Here is a 16,787-nt window from a genome sequence, read left to right as displayed (position 1 = left end):
TTGTTTTAAGCTATGTGTTGTTGATTTCTCATCCGGTACTGCTGATTTTCTTGGTATACATGAGCCCGACCGTCTGCGGTCCACAGTGACTGCAGATGACGCATCCCGCTGTGGATAGAGCTACATGCCTTGCGCCTGTCTTCTCCTGAAGTGCCTTTTGCAGCATTCGAGCTTCAGACTCGGCCATCGTATGTACGACTATAATGAGATCTTTATCCATATCTTCTGCCTGGGCCAGCGCATTGGCGAGCATCTGATCCAGTGCTTTTTCTTTCTTGCCTCTGACTTTGTAAGCCGGTGTCATAACCCCGTTGACGACTTTAATGACAGGTCTGATCTTAAGCAGGCTGCCAATCAGATTCTGCATGCCGGAACAGCGTCCGCCTTTATACAGATAATCCAGGGTATCAATGACAAATTCACATTCTACCTGATCGACATAACTGGTCAAATGATCCACGATCTTCGGGAGCTCTGTCCCTTCCTTCACAGCTTGGACCGCTTTCATGACTAGAAGCCCGATCCCGCTGGACAAGTTCCTGGAATCAATGACCGTAACCTTGCCTGGCGGCATTTCTTCTGAAGCAATCCGTGCGTTCTGGTAGGTAGATGAAAGTTCTGAAGATAGACTAATATATAGAATTTGGTCTCCCTGGTCTACGTAAGGGCTGAATGCAGCAATGAAATCGGCAGGTGAAGGTGCCGCAGTCTTAGGGAGAGCGCCCGTTTCTTCAACTTTGGCATAAAGTTCAACGGGCGTGATATCGATGCCGTCCCGCAGCGACTCGTCCCCAAATACCACATAAAGGGGTACAATGCCAATGTCGTGCTCTTCAATCCAGGCAGGCGGCAAATCACAGGTGCTGTCAGCAAATATTTTTATTTTTCCAGACATGAACATCTCCCTTTTCCGTACTCTCAAATTCTTTTTATTATAGCAAGATTAGCCATTATTTCAAGTCGGCTTCAAGATATCTCTTGAGAAACAGAAGGGCATTCTGATCTTTTTCGGTGGCCCCGCTGATTCCGGCGATCAAGCTCTCGTTGTCCTGTTTCGCAATCGGCAGCTGCTCTGTAAGCGGGCTGTCCTGAATGTTTACCGCATAGACCTTTTCTGAGGTATCCTCCTCCAGTTGATCTGTAACGAGAAGGTCAGGGGAAGCAGAATCTTTTAGCTCATTATTGATTTCATCCTCGAGGTCCTGGAAAATCCCCTGGTGTCCGACCCAATTATAGGCGTTCTGATCGGTAATATACAGATCCGGGCGCTCCGAGGTAAGCATAATCATCGCTTTCTGCAGCATCGCTGCATCATTCGGATTATTGGAATTCAGCGGCGGCACGTAGGTTACATTGACAGCAACCCGCTTCCACTCCGGGAACTGCTCCAGGATTGCCTTCTCAATTGGCTCCGTATCATTTCCATTGTCCGGCAGCATAAAGCTGCCCAGAAACATCACCGACAGATCCACAGGCGGCAGCTTGGCCAGGCGTTCCTGTTCTGCACGGTAATTGAACACACTAATAACGATATATACAGCAAGCCCCAGCAGCGCCAGGCCTCCAAGCAGATGATATCTATAATAACGGAAAAAATGTTCTATCTTCTCTGCGGGTCCGGCGAAGCCTCTGAATTTGCTGTATTTTTGCCGGCTGATTTCTTCGAGGGATATCCGTTTCTCTTCTTCTAAAATAAATCGGTAAGCCTTTGTCATCTCACTGAAACGGGCTTCGGTTTCCTCTGCCTGATCCGGATTTCGGCGCTGCTCCGAACGGGCTTGACGCATGAGAAGCGTATAGCGGTCGTCCAGCTCTTCACGGGTGGCTGTCTCGGGGAGACCCAGCTTCTCGTAAGCTTGCTTCATTTGATCCATTTACTAGTCACCTCTTCTATACTGTGAGCGTTTCCTTCTATAAGTATATGTGTAAAACTGATAGAGTACAAACGAAATGATCTTTAGAAAAGGAAGGAAGGGAAGTTGAAGGATGACAAACCGCAATGAAGCCCGAAGTCAAAGAACAGGCCATGAGCTGATGGAAGAAATCAGAACCACAGTGGTTCCCTATGGAACGGCAGCCATCTGGTTTCTTGGACAGGAGAGTGTTGTCGTAAAAGGGGGAGATACCACCATCTATATTGATCCTTACTATTCATCAGGAGAGGGAACTTCAAGCAGAGCTTTTCCGCCTCCGCTCGCACCCCAGGATATCACGCAAGCTTCTTTTGTGCTGATCACCCATGAACATTCCGATCATTTGGATCCCGACACATTATCGGTTATAGCAGAGCAGTGTCCGGAAAGTGTGTTTACCGCACCGGTCTGCTGTCATAATGTCATGCTGGAAGTCCGGATACCTGAAGCGCGAATCCGTCCGGCACTTACCGACGAGTGGGTGGATTACGGTTCATTTCGCCTTAAGGCTATACCGGCCGCTCATGAAGAGCTGGATGAGCAGGAAGGCCAGGGACACAGGTATGTCGGATATCTGCTGGATATGAACGGAGTCATGATCTACCATGCAGGGGATACGGTTGTGTACCCGGGGCTGCTGGAGCGTCTTCAGGAACAAGCTGTTGATATTGGGATGGTGCCGATTAACGGCGCAGACGCATTCAGACGCAGCAAGGGCATTGTGGGGAACATGGGTTTCCGGGAAGCGGGGGATCTGGCCTATGAAGCCGGATTTGATTTGACCATCCCTCTGCATTATGATCTGTTTCCAATGAACAGCGAGAAGCCGGGGTATTTTATCGATTATTGTTATGAGAACTATCCCTATATGCGGAACAAGGTCATGGCCAGAACAGAGCGGCTGATCTATGTGAAAGGGTCATAACATTTTTGCTGAAAAGAAATTCGATGTACTGACTCAATTTTTGGTTCAGACAAGCATATGAATAGATATTCCTGGAATTGGGAGCTGTTCATGATGCGTGTACGGACCATAAAATATACCATGATGATTGTAGGCAGCTTGTTGATCGCGTTAGGCACGAATGCATTTCTGATACCGAACCATGTACTAGACGGAGGCGTTATCGGTATTGCACTGATCGCAAACTATAAGCTTGGTCTTCCAGTCGGATTTGTTATTATCCTGTGCAGCATTCCTATGTTTTTGTCAGCCTGGCTTTTGAACCGGGATATTTTCTATAACAGCTTGACTGGAATGCTCATTTCTTCGTTTATTATCGATCTGTTGTCCCCGCTGCAGTATGGTGTCCCTGCATTTATGAAAGAGGGGGTGCTGGTTTATGCTGCGATAGGGGGAGCTTTAATCGGTGCGGGGCTTGGCCTGATGCTGCGTTTTGAGACAAGCACCGGGGGGACAGACCTGCTGGCTCATTTTATAAGCCGGTATGTGCCGATCAATGTTGGTGTGATTATTCTCTGCATGGATATGATCATTGTCAGTGCAGGCGGTCTGCTGCTGGGCGGCGAAACGTTTGTCCCTTCACTGTTCACGATTGTGGCGGGCGGCTTGTCCACCGGCATATGTACGCTGCAGAGGAAAGCCTTATAAAAAAAAGCTGCTCCACCGCAAAAATGCGAGTGGAGCAGCTTTTTTTATAACTAGTTTTGCTTGGTTTGTTGAAATGCTTCGATGTAAGCTCTCGCTTTATCGGTAATCAGGGAAAAGTCGCCGGTCTTGACCGCATCCTTGGTCAGATCGGAGCCGATCCCGACCGCAAAGGCACCGGCCTTGATCCATTCACCCAGGTTGTCCAGATTTACACCGCCAGTAGGCATGATGTTGGCTTGAGGCAGCGGACCACGCAGAGAAGGGATAACTGATGGTGAATACAGGTTGCCTGGGAACAGCTTCAGAACATCTACACCAAGTTCCAGGGCTGCAGTGATATCGGATACAGTTACTGCACCCGGCATGATTGGCACGCGGTAGCGGTTGCAGAGAATGATTGTTTCACGGTGGAGGCCAGGAGAAACGACGAACTCGGCGCCTGCCAGAATGGTGGCTCTGGCTGTTTCAGGATCCAGGACTGTACCTGCCCCAATAATGGCATAGTTATCAGCTGCGGGATCAGCGGAGGAATACTTTTTCGATAATTCCGTAATGGCTTCAAGAGCGAATGGAACAGTCATTGTAATCTCTATTACCTTAATACCGCCTTCAATCGCTTTCTGTGCCATGGCGACAACTTCAGCAGGAGAATCCGCACGAAGGACGGCGACGACACCCGCTTCATGAATTTGCTGGATTAATTTAAGTTTTTTCATCGTTTTATCCACTCCAATTTGTAGTTGAATTTCAGTTCATGTTAACGCTCGATATGTGCTGTGTTGCCGCGTTCTTGTTCTACTTCCTCCCAGGTTGGCAGCGCCTCCCAGTCCCCGATGGCCTGGATCACCATGGCTCCTGTCAGCACAGCAAGCTGCAAAGCTTCTTCCGTAGAATAGCCTTTAGAGATTCCAGCCAGAAAGCCTGCACAGAATCCGTCTCCTGCACCGACCGTATCGACCACATCATCGACTTTATGGAAGGGAACCGTGATCAGATTGTCCTGTTCCACAATGACATTACCGTCGTTATAGCTTTTTACAACCGTGACGGCATTCAGTTTTCGCAGCTGGCTGAAGATTTCGTTCTCGTCTTCGGTTTGATACAGCAGTTTGCATTCATCAAAACCGGGCAAAAAGTAGTCACAGCTTTCGGCGAGTTCCAGCAGCACGGGCCTAGCCTCTTCAATGCTCCACAGCTTCAGCCGCAGGTTAGGATCAAAGCTGATCTTGACACCGCTTTCTTTACACAGTGAAATAACATGACGGATGGTGTCCAGACAGCTTGGGCTCAGTGCTGCAGTAATACCAGTGAAGTGAAGAATCCGGCTGTCCGCGATATAGGAAGGATCCACAAGATCCGGAGTCATCTTACTGGCTGCTGAACCAGCGCGGTAGTAATAAACCGATGATTTTCCTCTGAATTGTTCACGAAGCATCAAGCCTGTCGGTGCACTTGACGTAAAGCGAGCCCGGGATACATCCACACCCTCACCCCGAAGCGTCTTCACAATGCCTTGTGCGATGGGATCATGACCCAGCTGACCGAACCAGCCTGCTGTGCAGCCCAGTCTCGCCAGACCGATGGCGAGGTTGCTCTCGGCACCTCCGAACGACTGGCTCATTGTACCTCCCTTGCCGATCCCGCGAGGTCCTTGCGGATACAGCAGTCCCATCGATTCACCGAAGGTGATGACATCGAAGCTGCGATGATCCATTAACATGAATACAGTCTCCTCCTCCATATGTATATAGGTTTCCTTTTACTTTACCTGTCCCGGACAAATAACTCAATGAAAAAACCGTTTTCAGCTGGTGGATTCTGAAGATAACAGAATAATATTTGGATAATTAGGGGTAGAATACCGATGATATCATTTCACAATAAAGGAACAGCAGGTTGAAGGGAGAAGATTTGGGTGCAGCAGTGGTTAGAAGTGATATTGCGTACATTAAGCTCTGTCGTGGTCTTGTTTTTGCTGACAAAGCTGCTGGGGAAGAGACAGGCGTCACAGCTTTCTTTTTTTGAATATATTACAGGGATTACAATTGGCAGTCTTGCTGCATATATTTCTCTGGATCTGGAGGCAAACTGGTACCTGGGTATCGTAGCACTGGCTGTATGGGTGGCCGTTACGCTGATGATTGAGTTCGCGCAGATCAAAAACAAACGAGTCCGTGATTTCATCGACTTCAAAGCAAGAGTGTTAATTCGTGACGGGAAGATTCAGGAGCAGAGTCTGAAAAAGGAGCGGATGAGCTCGGATGAGCTGATGGAGCAGCTTCGGAAAAAAAGTGTTTTTGATTTGGCCGACGTAGAATTTGCGATCATGGAATCCAGCGGGGAAGTCAACGTGAGGCTCGTGAGTGAGAAACAGCCGCTCACACCGAAAGATCTGAATATGAATCCATTCCAACAAGAAGAGCCGATGGTGGTCGTGATGGATGGAGAGATCATGGAAGAGCCTTTGAAGCAATCCGGTAAAAGCACACATTGGCTGAATCAGCAGCTGAAGAAGTCCGGTGTTACACCGAAAGAAGTATATCTAGGACAAATCAGTTCGGAAGGATCACTGAATTTGGATTTATATAATGACAAAAAACCGCTGCCGGAGCAGAAGAACCAACCGGGTTCCCTGTATGCTGCTTTAAAACAATGTGAGGTTGAGCTGGAGCTGCTCAGTCTTTCGGCATCCAACGCGCAGGCCAAACAGCAGCTGCAAGAATATGGAGATCGCCTGCATGACTTGCTGCATGAGGCAAAGCCGCTGCTAAAGTCCAAGAAACAATAAGAGGCGGTATATTTGGCTTTCATATGGAATAGGATAAGGCGATGGTAAAACCAGCAGGCAGGGGCAAATAATCAGCCGCTTATATCAAGAAATAGAAGTTGGTGTCCCGGGTCTGCTGGTTATTACACTATATGATATGCCAATTGCTTACATAAAAAGAACCCTTTTACGGAAGCGCTTTCAAAATAGTGGACTTATTTATAATGTAGGCCAGGCCTTCTAGGTGAGGACAGGCTTCTTTTTCATGTGATATAGTAAATACCAGTGAAATTGCAAGGAAGGTTGGAAGATCATGAAGAAGAAGTCAGGCAAGTTATTTGAGCAGGTGAGAGAGCAGGTCATTCGCATTATACTGGATCAGGGTTTAAAACCTCATGATCCCATCCCGTCAGAGGGAGAACTGGGAACACGCTATGGAGTCAGCAGGATGACAAGCAAGCTTGCACTGCAAGCGCTTCAGGATGAGGGGGTCGTATATCGGCTGCCGCGGAGAGGAACCTTTCTGGCAGATATTGACCGGGAGGAGCTCAGGCAGATGCTGGACGACCCTTCGACTTCGTATGCTTCTTCGGAACGCAATGACAGCATTCAAATTGCCCTGATCGTGCCTGGAATCGATGATTATATCGGAAAGATGCTCATATCTATAGAAAAAGCGGCTGCCGAGGAGGGCATGTCGGTTGTCATCAAGGTTGTGCAGCATGAGCAAGAGGAGGCGGCAGCCGTGCAGTGGTTCTCGGAGCGCAAAGAAATTTCCGGAATTCTGCTGTTTCCGGTAGACCGTACCATATGCAGGGACCACCTGCTTCGGCTAAAGCTGCAAAAATATCCGGTCGTGATCCTGGACCGTCTGTTCGAGGAAATCCATTTTGACAGTGTCAGTCATGACCATTATAAAGGGGCATATGATATGACCTCTTACCTGCTGCAGCTCGGGCACAGGGAGATCGGATTCATTTCAGGACCGCTTCTCGAGGTGAAGAGCAGGAAGGAGCGTTATCAGGGATACCTCGATGCGCTGCTGGAAGGAAAAGTGGACGTTCAGCATGAAGTGATCCTTATCCGGGATGAGCCCTGGGATCAGAAGGAAGGACATCAGGAACGTGTGCAGTGGATCAAGTCTTTTCTGGAAGGCAGCCGCAGATTGACCGCAGTCCTTTGTGCTGACGATTATCTGGCTGTTTCGGCCATGCATGCAGCGCTTCAGCTTCACAAGCGTATACCACAGGACCTGTCAATTTCAGGGTTTGCAGATCACAATATTCTGGAATATGCTCCGGTCCCCATGACAACAGTCGCCCAGCCAATGGATAACTTTGGGAAAGAGGCCGTTCGTCTCCTTGTTAACCGGCTGATTCAGCCGGAATCCAAATCGGTAACGGTACGGCTGCCCACCATATTAGTGATTCGTGATTCAGTCCATGAACGGCATTAAGCCGGGCATGGGCTATTTTGGCTCCATTCTTAGATTTTTAATTGATATTGAATCTGATATATTTATATCTGTGATATATTAATTGATATAGTAAATGTATTGGAGGAGCAGATAATATGCCATATGAACCGTTTAACCTGGATCGACTAAGAGAAATGAAGGATATGATTGAGCAGCATATATATCAGGAATTGGCACCGCTACACGTTAACGCATGGGTTACGAAGGAACCTGTTTCATTTGAACAACGGACAACAGGAGAGCTGCTGACAGATTTGAAGCCTGGCATGAAATGGGGCGAGTTGTGGGATTGCGCATGGTTTCATTTTGAAGGCTACATCCCTTCTGAAGCTGCCGGACAAAAGGCTGTACTGTTGATTGATGTCAATGGCGAACTGTGTCTGGTCGATGAGGCAGGGACGCCGAGACAAGGTTTAACGAATGTGAATTCGGAATTCGAGACAGCACTAGGCAAGCCTGGAAAACGAGTGGTACATATCACAGAGCAAGCGACCGGTGGAGAGCAGATTGATTTGTGGGGAGATGCCGGCTGCAATGATCTGTTCGGCAGATACCGCAGCGGTACACTGAAAGAAGCCGTCATAGCACTTTGCCGCGAGCAGGTCCGTGCCCTTTATTATGATGTGGAAGTGCTGCTGGAGCTGGCGGAGCGGCTGCCGGAAAATGCCTCGAGACGTGCGCAGATTCTGCAGGCGCTCTATGAAGCTTCGCTGATATTCACTGAGGGATTTCATGAGCATGAAGTGGATCATGCCCGGGAAATTCTGTCCGTACCACTGGCGAAACGCGGAGGTGACCCTACCTTGACAGTCAGCGCTGTTGGCCATGCTCATATGGATTTGGCCTGGCTGTGGCCGATCCGGGAAACGATCCGCAAGGGTGCACGGACGTTCTCTACTGTTCTCCAAATGATGGAACGTTATCCGAACTATGTTTTTGGAGCCAGTCAGCCGCAGCTGTATCAATGGATCAAGGATCATTATCCGGCCCTGTATGAGCAGGTAAAGGCTCGGGTAGAGGAAGGCCGATGGGAGCTTCAGGGAGCAATGTGGGTAGAGCCTGACTCCAACGTGTCCGGCGGCGAGGCATTGGTTCGCCAGATTCTCTACGGACAGCGGTTTTATCAGGAAGAGTTTGGGCAGACGGTGCGTTCGCTGTGGGTACCGGATATTTTCGGGTACACCGCAAGTCTGCCGCAGCTATTGAAGAAATCGGGCATCGATTTTATGGTGACACAGAAACTGTCCTGGAATATGCATAACGACTATCCGCACCACACGTTTTTCTGGGAAGGAATTGACGGCAGCAAGGTACTGACGCATTTACCGCCTGAAGACACTTATAACTCTCCGGCTGCGCCAAGATCTCTGCTCAAGATTGAACAAGAGTACCATGACAAGAACGTATCGGACCGGGCGCTTCTGCTGTTTGGAATCGGGGACGGCGGGGGAGGTCCGGGTGAAGAGCATCTGGAACGCCTGGAGCGGGAACATAATCTCCTTGGCCTTCCGCCGGTAGTACAAGAAACGTCAGCTTCTTTTCTCGACAAGCTGAATGAACGTGCAGCGTATTACAAAACCTGGCACGGCGAGCTGTACCTGGAGAAGCATCAGGGAACCCTCACGACACAGGGACGGAATAAGCGGTATAACCGCCTTATGGAAAAGGCGCTGCGTGAATTGGAGTTCGCGGCTGTGCTTGCCAAGCAGCTGTGCAAGGTGCCGTATCCGAAGGCAGAGCTTGAAGCGTTGTGGAAAGAGACGCTGTTGTATCAGTTCCATGATATTCTGCCTGGATCATCCATCAAGAGGGTGTATGATGAGTCTCTCGCCAGATATCAGATCCTGCTGGACCGTACGGAAGCGCTGATCGCGGAACGCTACGCGGCTGTGGCTTCATATGCGACGAAGGGCAGGGAAGAATCCTCTGTGGTCTTCAACTCGCTGCCATGGGAACGAAAAGAGTGGATGGAGCTGGAAGGGAACTGGCATCAGATTGTAGTGCCGTCCATGGGTTATGCTGTTGTAAGCGCAGCGGATCAGGCTGTATCAGCCGCCAATCCCGTTTCTGTTCTTTCCGCAGCGCCACAGCACCTCGAGAATGATCTGCTGCGCGTTGAATTCCAAGAAAACGGCTCCATCTCATCTATCTATGACAAGCCAAACCGGCGCGAGCTGCTGCCTACGAATGATCAAGCCAATGTGCTTACCCTTTACGATGACCGGGGCGGTGATGCATGGGACTTCCGCAGTGATTATCGCAGCCGGCCGAGCTGCCAGCTGAAAGCTGCCTCCGTGCAGGCTGGAGTTCATGGTGCGCAGGCTTATGTGGATCAAACGTATACCTTTGGCAGTTCCATGCTGCAGCAGCGGATTATTTTAACCTCCGGCAGCGCAAGGCTTGATTTTCAGACAAAAGTGAATTGGCAGGAGAATCAGAAAATGCTGCGGGCATCATTCCCGTTAGATGTGCGGGCCGGTGAAGTCACAAGCGAGATTCAATTCGGGTCCATCAAACGGCCAATTCACCGCAATACTTCATGGGATTTTGCACGCGACGAGATTTGTGCCCATCATTGGATTGATCTCTCAGAGAGTGGATATGGAGTCGCACTTTTGAATGACAGTAAGTACGGGTTCCGTGCAGATGACCAGGGACTGGATATCAACCTGCTGAGAAGCCCGGGTTATCCCGATGAAACGGCTGACCGGGCACAGCATGAATTCACTTATTCAATTCTGCCTCATCAGGGAAATGCGGAACAGGCTTCTGTCTACAAGGCGGGTTATGAACTGAATGTACCGCTTCGAACTATACGGGCTCACTCTATATTGAAGCAGGCGAGTGAGGCATCACAGCGTGTTTTATCAGCCTTTGAGGTGGATCATGAGCATGTCATGATCGAAGCGGTTAAGCAGGCAGAGGACAGTGATGCTGTTGTGGTGAGACTGTATGAAACTTCGGGAAGCCGGGCAGACGGACATCTCCAGCTGCATTGGCCTGTGTCGGCAGTGGAGGAAGTGAATCTGATGGAAGAACATGAGAAAGAGGTTATGGTGTCTGGAGGGTGTGCTGCCTTTACCCTTACACCGTTTGAGATCAAGACATATAAAATTCATTTGAAATAATGTCCATATTTTAACCCTTTTTCCTAGTAACTTCGCTATGATGTACATATGACTCAGTTACAGGAAGGAAACGAATGAGATGAAGAAATTATTAGGTTCTTTGATGGCTTCTGTACTGCTCTCGTCCGTTATTCATTCAGGAAACGGAGCTTTCGCGGATGCGCGGCAGGAGCTGTCACTGCGTATGGATCATCAAATGGTGAATATGGATGTTCAGCCGGTAGTTAACAACGGGGAAGTTTTCCTTCCCATTTATATAATTCGAGATTGGCAAGGCATACAGCTTCAATGGAATCAGCTCGATAAATCACTCACGGCTTGGGCTGGCGGTCAGCGTTATGTACTCACGAACGGCAGTGATGAGGTATCCACCACAGCCGGAAGAGATATCCAACTGACGCATCCTGTTTATATTGAACAGGGCAGAGTGATGGTGCCGTTGTCACTGTTCAAGAGACTTACTGGAGCTGCCGTTGTGGTTGGTGGTGAGCAGGAAGTTGTCAAGGTTAACAGCGGCGGCAGACGGCCGCTCGCGTACGGTGACTCACGCAAAGATGTCAAAATATTCGGAAACAACGAGAAAGATGGCGTGTATCATGGCCTGAGCTTGGAAATTGGCGGCAAACAGCACCATTTTCCGTGGAGCACACCTACAGGGTGGAAGGAGATACCCCAGCTGATCGAAGCTGATCTTACGAATGATGGAGAAGAGGAAGTCACGGTGCTTCTGAACCAAGGTTCAGGCACTGGCGTCCATGCTCAGGATGTACATGTAATCCGTGCCAAGGACCTTACTGAGATTCCAGTACAGTCATTCAAGGAAATTGTGAAGGAGAAGGTAAGCTCTGCCATAAAGCATCAGAATGGTGTGCTGACGGTCACAGTGACAGCAGACGGCAGAGAGATGACACTTGAAATCCCTGATGAAGACGGCAGCCGTACGGATCATTCGGCTGTGGGTTTCGGGTCGGTTGTTTATCACAGCATCGAGAACGGCAAGCTGGTACTGCGTCTTGGCGGTAGTATTTCACCTTCTGAATTTGTCGGTGAACTGGTAATTACCTACAGATGGAGTCAGGACAAGCTGACCGCGGAGAGCGTGCAATTCATCCTCTTCCCTGAATATCAGCGAGAATAATCTCCAGGCAGGCCGCGATCGGAATGATTGGAAGCGGTGTTCCCTTTAATGTTCGAGGCTTGATCAGAACCTATACCTGCGGGTTTCGGTTTCAATCCTCCCTTAAACTTTAGGATGATCAAGTACACCACCGGGATCAGGGCGATGACTATCCAGAACAGGACTGCGGCAAAGGAGCTAAACTGCTTTTGATATAATGCTGGGTTCAGGCCGAGTTGGTAAGCTGATATGCTGGCCGACCCTCCAAGCAGGGTGATGAGAGGCTTTTCCATTTCCAGGCCGTGGACATTGAGCAGCTTGGCCATGATATGAGCACCAATCTGAAGCAGAAATGAACTGTGTATAAACATGGATGTTGCCCATAGTCCGATAATGATCGGATCGGAGTTGCCCAGCAGGCCTGTAATGGAACTTCGGATCAGCTCAACGAGCGGATATTGAAGGATCCGGGCCAGTTCAAGTCCGAAATTCAATAGTGTCAGCCCCCATTCAATCACGACAGCGAGGGTAATCAGCATAACAGAGCAGGCCAGATTACGGAAAGCCTGACGGTTGATTTTAATTAACGGAGCCAGAAATAAGAATACAATCCATTCTCCGACAAAAGACAGGGAGAACAGGATTTGCTTCCATACTGAGCCAAAATTATGATGGGTGATCATCCCCGGCAGCCAATCGTAATGAGCATCTTTACTGAACGAAGCCAGAGTGAGAACAATCGAAAATATGGTGAGAAAAAACAATCCATCCGCCATATAGATTAATGGAACGATCCCCCATCGGGCGGTAATGATGATGACAAACCCCAATACGATCTGGATGACCCACTGCGGTGTTGCCCTCATATAATTGGAACCATAGAAGAGTGTGAAACTCTCAATATCTACGGCTACATAGGTGATTATCCAGAAGACAATGAGAATCAGAACGAGGGTATGCGGCCACTTTCCGACAATACGCTCTCCAAAATACAGCCAGGAGGTTTCAGGGTCCGCCATTCCTAGACGTACCGTACAATACAGGAGCAGCAAGCTGCAGATCATGGCGCCTATTATAGATATCCAGCCTAAATAGCCTGCGCCTGCCAGCAGCGGGGGGATTAAATAAGCCGTAGGCTGGGAGTTCAAGTAGATAAATGCAAATCGAAACAATTGCCAAGGGGACTGGCGCATATATCCTCATCCTTCCAGAAGAGAGTTAGACCATCCAAGCATCAGTTCTATCACGTCGAACGGATTAGGCCATCCGTAAATGTGGGATGCGCCTGCGTTCCATGCGATCATAGGCACAATAAACCATAGGATACGGTACACTTTGCGCTTTTTCTCCTTAGTAGGCTGTTCCTTGCGGAGCAAGAACCAATCGACTACTGCAAGCGAGCAAAAAATCAGACAGAACATGAGCCTGGCTCCTTTTAAAGTGAAGTGCTAAAACTGCAGCATATGTTAACTATCCAGTCTGCATATCTGTATTGCGGATATCCAGCTTCAGCTTGATCTGGAACTCCACTTGATTTTTATAATTACCTGCCCAATCCTGCTTCAGCTCCTGCCAGACATCCGGATATCTGGCATTCAAGAGCTGCCCGATTTTAAGAATGTCGGCCCCGTTTTCTTGGGAAATTGTTAGAGCTTCTCTTAGATGTCCACCGATCTGATCATTTAACTCCTTAATAATATAGGTGTTGGATTCCGTAGGTTCTCTGCGCTTGTCATCTTTCAAAGACAAGACGTCAGCGGTTCCTCGAAGTTTGATGGTTACCAGCGGGCCTGATGATGTCATGGAAATCGTTTTGGAAGATTCACTGTGTGTAAATAGAACACTGGCTTTACTCCTGCCTCCATCCCACAAAACACTGTACACAGGTCTGTAGATGGGGGTCTTCCGGCTGCCGATTGCCCAGGCGATGACCCGGGTCTGCTGTATGTTCAGCACAGATTTGAGACGAGTACTATCAAAAAGCCCGATTCCATCCACGCCAGCCCATTTCTCGGTCTTGCTCTGACTGGACACGGGTTTTTCGGTAATCGAAAGTTGATTCATGGCATATCCGGTGCCTGCCATATATCCTGACAGGCAGTCCTTCAATGTCGTTCCCATCACATTATTTTGAACAGCGAAACGCTTCAGAACCGTAGAAGGCATTGTTTCAAAAACCGGAGTAAGCTCAGATGCAGATCTTGCATCCTGCGGGGAAATCATAACAAATGTGCTGTAATCAAGAGCACGTTCCCTGAGCGTCCAATTGAACAAGTCCTCTAGACCAGCACGTGCAAGACGATTGCCGATGACAATGACCCGGGTATGGCTGAAGTCCAGCTTTCGGGTCATCTGTCTCTGAATGGCATTCAAAGCGAGAGGGATGGTTGGGGCTGATTCTGTGACGAGTGCAAAAGGTTGTCCCTGGCCGCTGCCGCTGCCAGCCCCATTGCTCAGACGATTGGGCAGCGGACTGCTGATCGTTACGGTATATTCGTTTTTTTCCACATCCTTATCCAGGTAAAGGGACAGGACGAAGAGCTGATCATTGATTTCAACCTTGGCCAGACAGCCGGTCAGTAATAGAACGGGAAGAACGGAAGAAATGGCGATCCACCAGCGTCTCATTTTTTACGGAGCCTCCTTTTGTTCTTGGCATGAAAGGCATAAGGGCGCCTGGTCATCATGTAAGAGGGAGCACGAAACAGCATATCTCTCCATTCAGAGAAAACGATCGGAGCGAATGGCTGCATATAGGGAGTTCCGAATGTGTTCAATGAGCACAGGCGGCTGTAAATAATAAATGTCGCAGCCAGCACTCCAATCAAACCCATCGTTCCGCCCAGAATAAGAAGTGCAAAGCGGAGCAGCCGCAGTGAAAGTCCCAATTCATAATGAGGGACGATGAAAGCGGCAATCCCGGTAATCGAGACGACAATGACCATCGGAGCAGACACCACTCCAGCTGAAACAGCGGCCTGTCCGATAACGATGGCACCAATGATGGAAATCGTCTGTCCGACTGGCTTGGGTATACGGGTTCCAGCTTCTCGAAGCGCTTCAAAGGTCAGCTCCATCAGCAAGGCTTCGACCAATGCCGTGAAGGGGATGTTTTCCCGGGCAGCTGCAATGGTAAGCAGCAGGTCAGTCGGAATGATCTCGGGCTGAAATGTGCTGATCGAGACGTACAATGCTGGAAGAAGCACGGAAACTAGGGCGAACACGAACCGTACCATACGGATCCAGCTGGCGTAAATAAAACTCTGATAATAGTCCTCGGAAGACTGCAGAAGGCTGAACAGTGTAGTAGGTACAATCTGAGCGGAAGGTGTACCTTCGAGCAGGATGCCTACCCTGCCCTCAAGAACGGCAGATGCGACTGAATCCGGACGTTCGGTATATTGGAACTGGGGAAACGATGTTTTACGGGTAATCTTGAATTGCTCTGAAATAAAACTGACACCGAGGACACCGTCTACATCAATATTTTTGAATTGTCGATCCAGTACTTGAAGCAGTTTTTTATCGCACAACCCTTCTAAATAAACAACATATAATGGGGTTTTGGTATACCGACCGATTTGATAACGTACGACTTTGAGCTCAGGGTGACGGATTTTATGACGTAACAGAGATAAATTCACATCAACGTCTTCGATAAAGGATTCCCGCGGTCCAATGACAACCTGCTCGTTCTGGGATTCCTGAACTGTTCGCTTCTGATATTTGGGTATCGTAAAGATCATACAAGAAGGCAGGGAGTTGACAATAAGAACTGCACTTCCTGCTGTTATCGCTTCGGCTGCAGTAAGGGGATCTTTCTCGTCCTTCATAGGCCAGGGAAATAAAGTATCTGAGTGTATGACTTCCATAAAGGGTCTGGTTCCAGGTTCATTGAGCAGAAGCAGAGGGCGGATAATTTTTTCCTGAAGCATAACAATATCCACAATCGAACGGATATATATAAATGTACATTCCACGTCCTGAACTTGAACTGGAAAATAAGTCACATCATCATTGCAGCTCAAATAATTCTTCAGTTCCTGAAACAAAGTGTTGGAAGTATCCAAGAATGTCCCCTCCTCTTATCCGTCGTATGACTGAGATGCCAGTGTTTTCATAGGATGCCGGGAGTATAAGGATGTTATGCATGAGATTACTTCATGTGAAAAGCGGTTGGCCGGGGATTGATTCATGTTGCCCGTCAGCGGAAAAATAGGTTACAATACCTTATGTACTATGCAATATTCAGAATATATAAAGGAGTGAGTTATTATGACTACTGTTACAACTCAGGATTTCTATGCAATTATAAAAGAACGTCATTCTGTTCGAAAATATGATCCATCTGTTAAGATTTCACGCGAGGAAATGAACGAAATGCTGGCGGAAGCAGCATTGGCTCCCTCGTCCAGCAACCTTCAGCCATGGCGGTTTCTCGTTATCGACGACCAGGAACTGAAAGAGAAGCTGCATCCGATCGCGTTCAACCAGGAGCATGTATTGACCGCTTCAGCCGTCATCGCGGTTTTTGGTGACATGAGATGGTACGAGAAGGGTGAGAAAATTTACTCGCTGTCCGTTGAAGCCGGTTATATGACAGAGGATGTGAAGGAGCGCTTCGTCAATAATTCTGTGAACATGTATGCCAATCTAGGTGATGATGTCAAGCAGAGCATTGTGGATTGTTTATTGCATACTAAGAATGCCGAGAATCGCAGCGTAAAAATGCTCAAGTAGATGCAAAAATAAAGAGGCACTTGTCAGCACCAC

At 48.6% G+C, this 16,787-nt stretch carries 15 protein-coding genes; 7 read left to right on the top strand and 8 right to left on the bottom strand.

Features of this window, described 5'->3' with window-relative positions; translation table 11 throughout:
• Positions 1–28: 28 nt before the first annotated feature.
• Positions 29–895 (bottom strand): DegV family protein, encoded by an 867-nt coding sequence (locus HII30_RS09440; RefSeq protein ID WP_169504780.1) that lies wholly within the window; start codon positions 893–895, stop codon positions 29–31.
• A 55-nt stretch (positions 896–950) separates the two neighbouring features.
• Positions 951–1,874, bottom strand: a complete 924-nt coding sequence (locus HII30_RS09435; protein ID WP_169504779.1) for a J domain-containing protein — start codon at positions 1,872–1,874, stop codon at positions 951–953.
• A gap of 112 nt (positions 1,875–1,986) precedes the next feature.
• Between HII30_RS09435 and HII30_RS09430 the strand changes: the two genes are divergently transcribed.
• Positions 1,987–2,838 carry an MBL fold metallo-hydrolase gene (locus HII30_RS09430; RefSeq protein ID WP_169504778.1) on the top strand — a complete coding sequence of 284 codons (852 nt, stop codon included), beginning with the start codon at positions 1,987–1,989 and terminating at the stop codon, positions 2,836–2,838.
• A gap of 93 nt (positions 2,839–2,931) precedes the next feature.
• Positions 2,932–3,525, top strand: a complete 594-nt coding sequence (locus HII30_RS09425; RefSeq protein ID WP_425495987.1) for a YitT family protein — start codon at positions 2,932–2,934, stop codon at positions 3,523–3,525.
• 50 nt (positions 3,526–3,575) lie between these two features.
• Here HII30_RS09425 and HII30_RS09420 read toward each other — a convergent pair whose 3' ends face one another.
• A complete protein-coding gene (locus tag HII30_RS09420; RefSeq protein WP_169504777.1) occupies positions 3,576–4,241 on the bottom strand; it encodes a bifunctional 2-keto-4-hydroxyglutarate aldolase/2-keto-3-deoxy-6-phosphogluconate aldolase in 666 nt (221 codons plus the stop codon).
• Positions 4,242–4,282: 41 nt separating this feature from the next.
• Positions 4,283–5,245, bottom strand: a complete 963-nt coding sequence (locus tag HII30_RS09415) for a sugar kinase (protein WP_246246223.1) — start codon at positions 5,243–5,245, stop codon at positions 4,283–4,285.
• Between the two features lie 195 nt (positions 5,246–5,440).
• On the opposite strand from HII30_RS09415, the gene HII30_RS09410 reads away from it, so the two are divergent.
• The 4 genes from HII30_RS09410 to HII30_RS09395 all read left to right on the top strand — a co-directional run bounded on the left by HII30_RS09410 (position 5,441) and on the right by HII30_RS09395 (position 12,035).
• Positions 5,441–6,313, top strand: coding sequence for a YetF domain-containing protein (locus HII30_RS09410; protein WP_169504776.1), 873 nt, complete (start codon positions 5,441–5,443; stop codon positions 6,311–6,313).
• Positions 6,314–6,605: 292 nt separating this feature from the next.
• Positions 6,606–7,748 (top strand): GntR family transcriptional regulator, encoded by a 1,143-nt coding sequence (locus HII30_RS09405; protein ID WP_169504775.1) that lies wholly within the window; start codon positions 6,606–6,608, stop codon positions 7,746–7,748.
• 116 nt (positions 7,749–7,864) lie between these two features.
• Entirely contained in the window at positions 7,865–10,897 is a 3,033-nt protein-coding gene (locus HII30_RS09400; protein WP_169504774.1) for an alpha-mannosidase, read from the top strand.
• 79 nt (positions 10,898–10,976) lie between these two features.
• Entirely contained in the window at positions 10,977–12,035 is a 1,059-nt protein-coding gene (locus HII30_RS09395) for a stalk domain-containing protein (RefSeq protein WP_169504773.1), read from the top strand.
• Here the strand turns inward: HII30_RS09395 and HII30_RS09390 are convergent.
• From HII30_RS09390 to HII30_RS09375, 4 genes are read right to left on the bottom strand one after another with little or no spacing between them, the layout of a single operon-like run.
• A complete protein-coding gene (locus tag HII30_RS09390) occupies positions 12,023–13,207 on the bottom strand; it encodes a GerAB/ArcD/ProY family transporter (RefSeq protein WP_169504772.1) in 1,185 nt (394 codons plus the stop codon). The genes HII30_RS09395 and HII30_RS09390 overlap by 13 nt on opposite strands.
• Positions 13,208–13,213: 6 nt before the next feature.
• On the bottom strand, positions 13,214–13,435 hold the full coding sequence (locus HII30_RS09385; RefSeq protein WP_169504771.1) for a hypothetical protein: 222 nt from the start codon (positions 13,433–13,435) through the stop codon (positions 13,214–13,216).
• 49 nt (positions 13,436–13,484) lie between these two features.
• The gene (locus tag HII30_RS09380; RefSeq protein ID WP_169504770.1) at positions 13,485–14,642 is read right to left on the bottom strand and encodes a Ger(x)C family spore germination protein; all 1,158 of its coding nucleotides are present in this window, start codon (positions 14,640–14,642) and stop codon (positions 13,485–13,487) included.
• On the bottom strand, positions 14,639–16,084 hold the full coding sequence (locus HII30_RS09375; RefSeq protein WP_169504769.1) for a spore germination protein: 1,446 nt from the start codon (positions 16,082–16,084) through the stop codon (positions 14,639–14,641). Before HII30_RS09375 ends, HII30_RS09380 begins: the two co-directional genes overlap by 4 nt.
• Before the next feature lie 205 nt (positions 16,085–16,289).
• On the opposite strand from HII30_RS09375, the gene HII30_RS09370 reads away from it, so the two are divergent.
• Entirely contained in the window at positions 16,290–16,754 is a 465-nt protein-coding gene (locus tag HII30_RS09370) for a nitroreductase family protein (protein ID WP_169504768.1), read from the top strand.
• Positions 16,755–16,787: the final 33 nt, after the last annotated feature.

The organism is Paenibacillus lemnae (assembly GCF_012933385.1).
Taxonomy (GTDB): Bacteria; Bacillota; Bacilli; order Paenibacillales; family Paenibacillaceae; genus Paenibacillus_AQ; species Paenibacillus_AQ lemnae.
Note: the sequence above shows the minus strand (reverse complement) of the source record. Positions and strands in the feature narration are given on the sequence as shown.

Coding starts and splice junctions, on each gene's coding strand:
- HII30_RS09440 (WP_169504780.1), bottom strand. CDS start 895: ATGTCTGGAAAAATAAAAATATTTGCTGACAGCACCTGTGATTTGCCG.
- HII30_RS09435 (WP_169504779.1), bottom strand. CDS start 1,874: ATGGATCAAATGAAGCAAGCTTACGAGAAGCTGGGTCTCCCCGAGACA.
- HII30_RS09430 (WP_169504778.1), top strand. CDS start 1,987: ATGACAAACCGCAATGAAGCCCGAAGTCAAAGAACAGGCCATGAGCTG.
- HII30_RS09425 (WP_425495987.1), top strand. CDS start 2,932: ATGCGTGTACGGACCATAAAATATACCATGATGATTGTAGGCAGCTTG.
- HII30_RS09420 (WP_169504777.1), bottom strand. CDS start 4,241: ATGAAAAAACTTAAATTAATCCAGCAAATTCATGAAGCGGGTGTCGTC.
- HII30_RS09415 (WP_246246223.1), bottom strand. CDS start 5,245: ATGTTAATGGATCATCGCAGCTTCGATGTCATCACCTTCGGTGAATCG.
- HII30_RS09405 (WP_169504775.1), top strand. CDS start 6,606: ATGAAGAAGAAGTCAGGCAAGTTATTTGAGCAGGTGAGAGAGCAGGTC.
- HII30_RS09400 (WP_169504774.1), top strand. CDS start 7,865: ATGCCATATGAACCGTTTAACCTGGATCGACTAAGAGAAATGAAGGAT.
- HII30_RS09395 (WP_169504773.1), top strand. CDS start 10,977: ATGAAGAAATTATTAGGTTCTTTGATGGCTTCTGTACTGCTCTCGTCC.
- HII30_RS09390 (WP_169504772.1), bottom strand. CDS start 13,207: ATGCGCCAGTCCCCTTGGCAATTGTTTCGATTTGCATTTATCTACTTG.
- HII30_RS09385 (WP_169504771.1), bottom strand. CDS start 13,435: ATGTTCTGTCTGATTTTTTGCTCGCTTGCAGTAGTCGATTGGTTCTTG.
- HII30_RS09380 (WP_169504770.1), bottom strand. CDS start 14,642: ATGAGACGCTGGTGGATCGCCATTTCTTCCGTTCTTCCCGTTCTATTA.
- HII30_RS09370 (WP_169504768.1), top strand. CDS start 16,290: ATGACTACTGTTACAACTCAGGATTTCTATGCAATTATAAAAGAACGT.